Consider the following 7,457-nt stretch of genomic DNA (forward strand, 5'->3'; position numbering starts at 1 on the left):
GAATCTAGCAAAAACTACAAAGGGAAAATAATAGATTCCGCATTCTTTCAAATATTGGACTTATACAGAGTTGTGAAAAATTTAGGGATGAGGCAGATGAGGAGAATGCTTTTGTTATACCGTCTATTCGTAAAGTTGCAATATATTTTACCCATCAGCTAGCGCCGTACCACGCTAGTTGCCACTGATGACTAAATCAACATTTGTACCTTTGCCATGCAGATTCGACTATTTCAGCAATGATTTCTGTGTATGTCACATCAGCCAAACGTCGCATAATTACCAGGTCTGAGCGGATATAATGTAGCCCTGGCAGTGGGTTAACCTCCATAAACTGCAACGCACCGCTAGCATCGCAACGCAGATCCACTCGGGCAGCGTCACGGCAACCAAGAGTATGATAAACATCCAGCGCCAGCTGCCTTGCCTGTGCTGCCAGTGGCTCAATATCTATGAGCAAACGATAAGATACCCGTTCCAGATACTCATCCTTGTTGAGGGTGGTATAGGCAAAAGCTTCCGCTTCTCCTGTAAAAATTACTTCCATCACACCTACTACCCGTGAGTTGCTGCCGTTGCCAATAATGCCCACCGTTACTTCTCGACCGGGGAGAAAGGTTTCTACGAGTACGGACTGCTGAAATAGTTCGCGTAACAATTGATAAGTATTTACTAACTCCTCCTGTTCTTTGACAAGAGAACGCCCAGTTACCCCTTTAGAACTGCCCTCCGCTACAGGCTTGAGGAAAAGTGGCATTGGCAGTGACACGGCTGCTGCTTCTATGGTAGTACTCAGCACCTCAAAGGGGGCTGTAGGCAAACCGCGATCGCGCACTACTCTCTTAGCAAGCGCCTTGTCTAACGTTAGGGCACAGGTAAGCGGATCGGAAAAGGTATAGGGTTGAGCGAATAATTCGCAGACTGCGGGGACTTGGGCTTCACGAGAGCGACCTTTCAAACCCTCAGCAATATTAAAAACCAGATCCCAGCGATCGCCCTTGGCCAAGCGCAGAGCGAGTTCTCTACCATTGCCGACACGTTCAACCTGATGACCTAACTGAAATAGTGCATCTTCCAGCCCGATGATAGTTTCTTCATCGTCGAACTCCATGACCTCAGAAGCACTGAAACCAGCCTTCAGGTAGTCTGCCTTCAAGTCATAACATAGACCAATTAATAACCCCATAGCCCGATAATTCCTGGTGAGAAAGCTTTCGCTGTTAGCTGTAATATGCAACTCAGGTTAATTGCAGAAACTTTGATTACTAAGTCTTCAATGGAGTCAAAGATATCTCATCAACAACATCGAACCAGATAGGAGATATATCTTCAGGTGAACCGTTATAGTTGGCAGTAATTTCTTCTCCTATTTCTATATCTCGGTAAGCAATCAATTCCACCTCCCCTTCGGCGAATTTTTTCACATAGTAAGTATTCGGATCGTAAGAATGGTTGAACAGGGACATTAAACCAAGTGCGATCGCCGCACCTTTATCTTCCCAATCGTAGTAATAGTTACCCAAAACTGTTTTATCTAGGAATTCAACCTGTTCTGCTGGTATAACCAGAACTGGCGATCTCTCAATCATCTCTCCTTTCAAAAAACGCTTCTGTGCGAAGATACCTCGACCTTTTAGGTTTGTATTGCCCACAATCAACATTTTAACTACTCTCCTGCGATTACTCAGTTTTTTGGTGGAAGCCAAAATAACCATCCCAACTAGCTCTTTTAAATGATGGCGATCAACTCACATATATATAGTGTCATTCTTGTTCCACTGGATCTACATAGGTGTACGTCTTACCTGCCCAATTTTGCACTGTAGCTGTGCCCTTCTCATAAGCAAGTAGAGTCTCGGCTTGAATTGGGACTTTGCCACCACCGCCAGGGGCATCAATTACATAAGTTGGTACAGCGTAGCCAGTAGTATGACCACGCAATTTAGAAATTAGATCAATCCCAGTTTGAATACTGGTTCGCAGATGTGCAGTGCCAACAACTGGATCGCATTGGTAAAGGTAATAGGGTCGCACACGCAACTTAAGAAGACCGTGAAACAGATTTTTGAGGGCTTTTTCAGAGTCATTCACACCTTTTAATAGCACGGTTTGACTACCTAGAGGAATACCACCATCAGCTAGGCGATCGCAAGCTTGTGCCACTTCTGGTGTAAGTTCCCGCACATGACAAAAGTGCAAAGATAGCCACACACGATGTTTACGAAGTAAGGTAACCAATTCCGGTGTAATTCGCTGCGGTAAGAAACTCGGCACGCGGGAACCAATTCGGATAAATTCAATATGCCTAATAGCACGCAGCCGACCAAGTAAATTGTCTAAAGGTTCATCAGACATCAACAGAGGATCGCCACCGGAAATTAACACATCACGGATCTCGGTGTGTTCTTCCAGGTAAGCGACGATCGCATTCAACCGCCGCGTTACTGGGTACATCTCACCTTGGTTCACCAAACGAGAGCGAGTGCAGTAACGACAATAAGCAGCACATGTGTCTAGAGCAAGCAGCAACACCCGATCAGGGTAGCGGTGTACGAGTCCTGCCACTGGAGTGTCGTTATCTTCACCACATGGATCTACCATGTCTGCGGCACTGACTACTAGTTCTTCTTCCCGTGGGATGACTTGTAACCGTAGTGGGCAAAGCGGATCTTCTGGATCAAGCAGTGATGCAAAGTATGGTGTGACGGCTACAGCAAACTTCTCTGGTGCGATTAAAAGTCCCTGTTCTTCGGTAGCACTAAGCCTTAATAACTGCTGAAAGTGTTCCAGCTTAGTCAACCGATGCCGCATTTGCCAGCGCCAATCGTTCCAGCATTCCTGGTTGTAAGTCTTTCCCAAAATCTCACAAATTTCTTCACACCGAACATCGGTAACTAGAGGCTCTAGAATAGTGTTTTTGATCATGATTAGAACTAAATTAAGCTGAGAATAATAAACCAATCACAGGCTGGTTCCTTTACCTACAAATTTAGGTAAAAGAGAAAAGTATTGACAACTGTCACCACTTCTGGTGCTAACTCGTCCTCAAACAGGCGATAAGCGTTGTAGGTAGAAATATAAATAGTTTGGCTCGTTTGATGCCAGAGATGATGGCTTGTTCTGCCTCTGATAACTTCGATGGGAGGATTCCAGTCAGGATTTGGTATATCCTCAGTAAACTTTAGATAATGAGGAAAAGCGTTAATAATTACCTCAGATTTAGATGCCTCAGCCTTAGCAGCGTGAATAGCTAGCTTTTTGTGAAGATGAGGTGGAATTCTAACACCGACTTGAATACAGGGCATGAAAACAAAGTTGAACTACTCTACAAATAATACCCAAAGTTTAACAATAAGTATCGTATTACACAGAATATCCCTTTGTTCTCATGCTTGTTAATCTAATTATTTATTTCACCACTAAACTTCAGATAAAGCGTAGACGCAAAGCGCAAAGCCGGAGATTCCGAAACTCCGGGCTTGTCGCCAGACATCAAACTCAAAAATTTTAGTCCAGCGATCGCTTGTTTTGCGATGAAGAGCAGGAGCGAACGCTTTATTTTATAACATATCTACAAACTTTGAGCCATCTGTAGTTAGTTATTTAAATCATTAATATTGCTCAATGATGTTAACTGCGACTCGACCGCATTGAGATAACTTTTATCATTCAAAACTTGTGCTGGTAATTTGTTAGCCTTGACAGCAGCCTGAACCACATCTTTTGCAGTCACTTTTCCTATTTGGAATTCAGATACCAAAGCGCCCCCACTAGGAATACCCTGCTCTTTGAAATAACCTTGATAAGCTAGAAAGGTAGTATTGAAAGGTTTGAGATAGCTGGCATTTAATAAATTAGTACGTAAAGTATTAGAGCTTACATCTGTGTTTATTTGTCCAGCATTATTGTTATTAGCTGTTTTAGCGCCAAAAATTCCAGGTAGAAAAGTAATACAAGCAACGATAAATGCAGAATTGAGCAAGTTTATAAATTTCATAATTCTCTTCTCGATTTAACTAAATTAATTAATGTTTGCTAATAAAAAATATTCTTTAGCTATATAAATTTATTGGTGTTAACTCACTACATCGGTTTATTCATTCTTCATTGATTTGGGCAAGATTATTTTACAAAAGCTAGATTAATTAAAATTCTCCTAGATGAACTAGAAGGTAATAATGGAGTAATTCAGAAATATTTGACAAACTTAGACAAAACTATAATTGCTAAAATGATGTAATTTACAACTCGGAAAGACAAAGTTAACTTAGATTATTCAAAATTACTAAGACCCATCATGTAATATGCAATAAAGCTCTGATCAAAGGGTTTGAGGTAATTTACATTCGTAGAATAGCTAGATAAAGTGTTAGAGTTGACGGTTGTGTTTATTGATGCGCCACTGTTGTTATTATTGGCTGTATGAATGCTAGTAATTTTAGGCATAAAATTAATCCAAGCAACAATATGTGCAGAATTTATCAAGTTTGTAAGTTTCATAGAGTTATCTTCAATTAGAACAAAGTAAAATCAGTCTGTGATATTTAGTAATAGAGTCCACTGTTTGATAAATCTCAACCTCCTACACTCAGTTCATTTGATAGCTTGATTTGTTAATTATCTAAACGCCTGAGTCAAATTGACCTAAATATCAGAAATTATAAATTCGTATAAGTTTAGTAAGTAATAACTCAGAAAAGGCAAATGTTCGCTATATGAAATATTTTTTTCGTAAGCATTTCTATAAGGTGCGATCGCTCACATATATGTAATTATGATCTTCTCTTCTAGATATTTTTTGCTTTCGGCTATAAACTGAAATCTAACTATATTTTAGCTAATTAAGTTTGCATACCAATATGCTATAAAGTATTTCTAATAAAAGCAAATACTTTTACTTCTTAACTTGATAAATAAAAGTAATGTAAATTAATATTGGCATTGCAAAGCTTTCTATAAACCTTACTGACCATTCATCTGAGTTTGCACGGACTCTCGTGTAAGGTAGCCGTTCAGGAGCATAAAATAAGCTGATCGTGTCAAAATGTTAAATGTATAGTTTATTTGCAAACTCACTTATGGCAAAAGCAATTTGGAATGGAACAGTTTTAGCTGAGAGCGATAATACCGTAGTTGTGGATAACAACCATTATTTCCCTGCTGACACCATTAACAAGCAGTACTTCACAGACAGTAACACCCACAGTACTTGTCCTTGGAAAGGTGTCGCCAGCTACTACAGTATTGACGTTGATGGGCAAGTCAACAAAGATGCTGCTTGGTACTATCCCAGCGCCAAAGAGAAGGCTAAGAATATTGAAGGTTATGTCGCCTTCTGGAAGGGTGTAAAAGTTGAGGCTTAATAAAGGTTCCTGGAAGTATTTTATTTTCAGGGAGAATGATATTATGTCCGGCTAATTGCCTATAAAATAATTAGCCCGCGCAGGCGGGCTTCGTATTTAAACTATTTGCGAATTTATTTTAACTGTTCTTGTCATCACTCGTTTGACGACTATAGACAAGAATTTTGGAGTGTAATCTACTGAAGCGATCGCCATCATCAACTCTAAGTTCAAGTAAAACTTTATTTTGAGACGTAATTACACATACTAATCATCTTTATTGACTAATTATTGTTGGTTGGAGCCATGCAAAAACCTGTGTAACTGTTAAATTAAGTTGCAAAAATTCAGGTACAGGCAATACTTCATCCCCAGTCATCTCTATAGGTTGCTGTCCTGGCAAAAATACTAATACTAAGCGTTCATCTGGATCGATCAACCACCCTAATTGAGTGCCATGTTTTAGACAGTGAAGAATATTTATAATTACCTTGGTTGTATTCTGTTCTGGTGAAAGAATTTCAATTGTCCAATCAGGGTAAATTCCAAAGGTATTTTCAATTTCTCCATTAGCATCAAAAGGAATCCGTTCCCAAGCAAATACACTCACGTCTGGGACAATCGAACGTCCGCCAAATGTACAGCGTAATTCTGGAAAAGCTAAAGCAATTTTTTGTTCTTCAGCAATTTGGCTAATTGCGTTACAAAGTTTTAGTTGTAGCCGGAAATGTTTGCCTTGTGGCATTGGTTTCTGGTAGATACGATGATCGTCTATAAATTCACTAGCAGGCTTGGTTTCTGGCAGTTTGAGGAACTCTGCTAAGGAGATTGATTTGTGCAGCGTGGTTGTCATAGCTGTGCAAATGCCATATTTGATTGGAATCTTAGCATTTTCTATCTTTGGATTTTAGGGAGCGAGTCTATTCTCCTTAATGTTGCTTACCTGAAAATAGTTGTAAGCTGTAAGTTAAGACTTGTATTGATAAGTTTTGCTTAAGATTTAGTAATGACCGCATAACTTTTGCCATAGATAAGCATTCTGAATCAAACAAGTTGTGTTGTTAACGAACGGACAAGTTTTCGTTACTAACGGATAAGCTGCATGGCGAGTTGAAGAAATTGAAGTTCCTCTAAGCTACAAATGAGTATCCATTTATAATTAATGCTTAATTTATTCGATTAAATTTTAAGCATTTATTATGAATGCGACAGCATTTGTTATAAATGAGTAGCCATTTATAATAGATGCTTAATTTATTCGATTAAATTTTAAGCATTTATTATGAATGCGACAGCATTTGTTATAAATGAGTACGCAATTGCTACAAATGAGTAGCCATTTATAATAGATGCTTAATTTATTCGATTAAATTTTAAGCATTAGTTATGAATGAGTACGCAATAGCTATAAATGAGTAGCCATTTATAATAGATGCTTAATTTGTTAGCTTAAATTTTAAGCATTAGTTATGAATGAGTACGCAATAGCTACAAATGAGTTCGCGATCGCAGCAAATGAGTATCCATTTATAATTAATGCTTAAGCTGTTGTTGCTAACAGATAAACATTCGTAACGTCTGCGTCTGTCTTCGTAACAAGTGGACAGGTTGTTGCGATCGCGGCAACTTTATTTGTAACGTTGCTGCGGCAAAAGTACTTAAATTATTCTTGTGAAGAGGATTTTCTTTAAGCTTTGCATTGTACGAGTAGCAAAATTACGCTGATGCCAAGCTTGATAGAAATCGGGGTAAGGCATATTCTGAGCGCATTTCCAGGCTAAATAGTGGTACTCATTATCAAAATACCAATCACGACTTAAAAATTTGACTACCGCAAAGCGATGCTTATTATGCTGTAAAATTTTTTCTAAGCTATCTTTTGCGCTCCAACGAGTCTCGTAATCTACATTATTTAATTGCAGCAGTTGCACCAAGGCGGCGATCGTATCTTTATTGCCAGTGCCGATTTCCCCTAAGCTATCTGCTGCCTTCATACGGGTGTACTGATCCACAGTAGTTGATTGCAGCAGTTGCACCAAGGCGGCGATCGTATCTTTATTGCCAGTGCCGATTTCCCCTAAGCTATCTGCTGCCTTCATACGGGTGTACTGATCC

The 7,457-nt window shown here is 39.3% G+C and carries 8 protein-coding genes; 1 reads left to right on the forward strand and 7 read right to left on the reverse strand.

All coding sequences use genetic code 11. The annotated features are described in order from the left end of the window. Positions 1-196: 196 nt before the first annotated feature. The 5 genes from V7K21_RS18070 to V7K21_RS18090 form a co-directional block, all read right to left on the reverse strand. On the reverse strand, positions 197-1,186 hold the full coding sequence (locus V7K21_RS18070) for a D-alanine--D-alanine ligase family protein (protein WP_335176515.1): 990 nt from the start codon (positions 1,184-1,186) through the stop codon (positions 197-199). Positions 1,187-1,265: 79 nt separating this feature from the next. Then, complete coding sequence (locus V7K21_RS18075; RefSeq protein ID WP_335176517.1) at positions 1,266-1,661, reverse strand: SET domain-containing protein; 396 nt, start codon at positions 1,659-1,661, stop codon at positions 1,266-1,268. Positions 1,662-1,764: 103 nt separating this feature from the next. Further along, positions 1,765-2,925, reverse strand: coding sequence for a KamA family radical SAM protein (locus V7K21_RS18080; RefSeq protein WP_335176519.1), 1,161 nt, complete (start codon positions 2,923-2,925; stop codon positions 1,765-1,767). Between the two features lie 56 nt (positions 2,926-2,981). Beyond that, complete coding sequence (locus tag V7K21_RS18085) at positions 2,982-3,305, reverse strand: toxin-antitoxin system HicB family antitoxin (protein WP_335176521.1); 324 nt, start codon at positions 3,303-3,305, stop codon at positions 2,982-2,984. A gap of 290 nt (positions 3,306-3,595) precedes the next feature. Beyond that, positions 3,596-3,997, reverse strand: a complete 402-nt coding sequence (locus V7K21_RS18090) for a hypothetical protein (protein ID WP_335176523.1) — start codon at positions 3,995-3,997, stop codon at positions 3,596-3,598. 1,081 nt (positions 3,998-5,078) lie between these two features. Between V7K21_RS18090 and V7K21_RS18095 the strand changes: the two genes are divergently transcribed. Further along, entirely contained in the window at positions 5,079-5,363 is a 285-nt protein-coding gene (locus V7K21_RS18095; RefSeq protein WP_335176525.1) for a DUF427 domain-containing protein, read from the forward strand. A 256-nt stretch (positions 5,364-5,619) separates the two neighbouring features. Here the strand turns inward: V7K21_RS18095 and V7K21_RS18100 are convergent, their stop codons facing one another. Together V7K21_RS18100 and V7K21_RS18105 are read right to left on the reverse strand one after the other, a co-directional pair. After that, complete coding sequence (locus V7K21_RS18100) at positions 5,620-6,195, reverse strand: Uma2 family endonuclease (RefSeq protein ID WP_335176527.1); 576 nt, start codon at positions 6,193-6,195, stop codon at positions 5,620-5,622. A gap of 805 nt (positions 6,196-7,000) precedes the next feature. Further along, a partial coding sequence (locus V7K21_RS18105; protein ID WP_335176528.1) for a HEAT repeat domain-containing protein occupies positions 7,001-7,457 on the reverse strand: 457 nt, incomplete at its 5' end.

Source organism: Nostoc sp. (genome assembly GCF_036919595.1).
Lineage (GTDB): Bacteria > Cyanobacteriota > Cyanobacteriia > Cyanobacteriales > Nostocaceae > Nostoc.

Coding starts and splice junctions, on each gene's coding strand:
- V7K21_RS18095 (WP_335176525.1), top strand. CDS start 5,079: ATGGCAAAAGCAATTTGGAATGGAACAGTTTTAGCTGAGAGCGATAAT.
- V7K21_RS18075 (WP_335176517.1), bottom strand. CDS start 1,661: ATGTTGATTGTGGGCAATACAAACCTAAAAGGTCGAGGTATCTTCGCA.
- V7K21_RS18090 (WP_335176523.1), bottom strand. CDS start 3,997: ATGAAATTTATAAACTTGCTCAATTCTGCATTTATCGTTGCTTGTATT.
- V7K21_RS18070 (WP_335176515.1), bottom strand. CDS start 1,186: ATGGGGTTATTAATTGGTCTATGTTATGACTTGAAGGCAGACTACCTG.
- V7K21_RS18080 (WP_335176519.1), bottom strand. CDS start 2,925: ATGATCAAAAACACTATTCTAGAGCCTCTAGTTACCGATGTTCGGTGT.
- V7K21_RS18085 (WP_335176521.1), bottom strand. CDS start 3,305: ATGCCCTGTATTCAAGTCGGTGTTAGAATTCCACCTCATCTTCACAAA.
- V7K21_RS18100 (WP_335176527.1), bottom strand. CDS start 6,195: ATGACAACCACGCTGCACAAATCAATCTCCTTAGCAGAGTTCCTCAAA.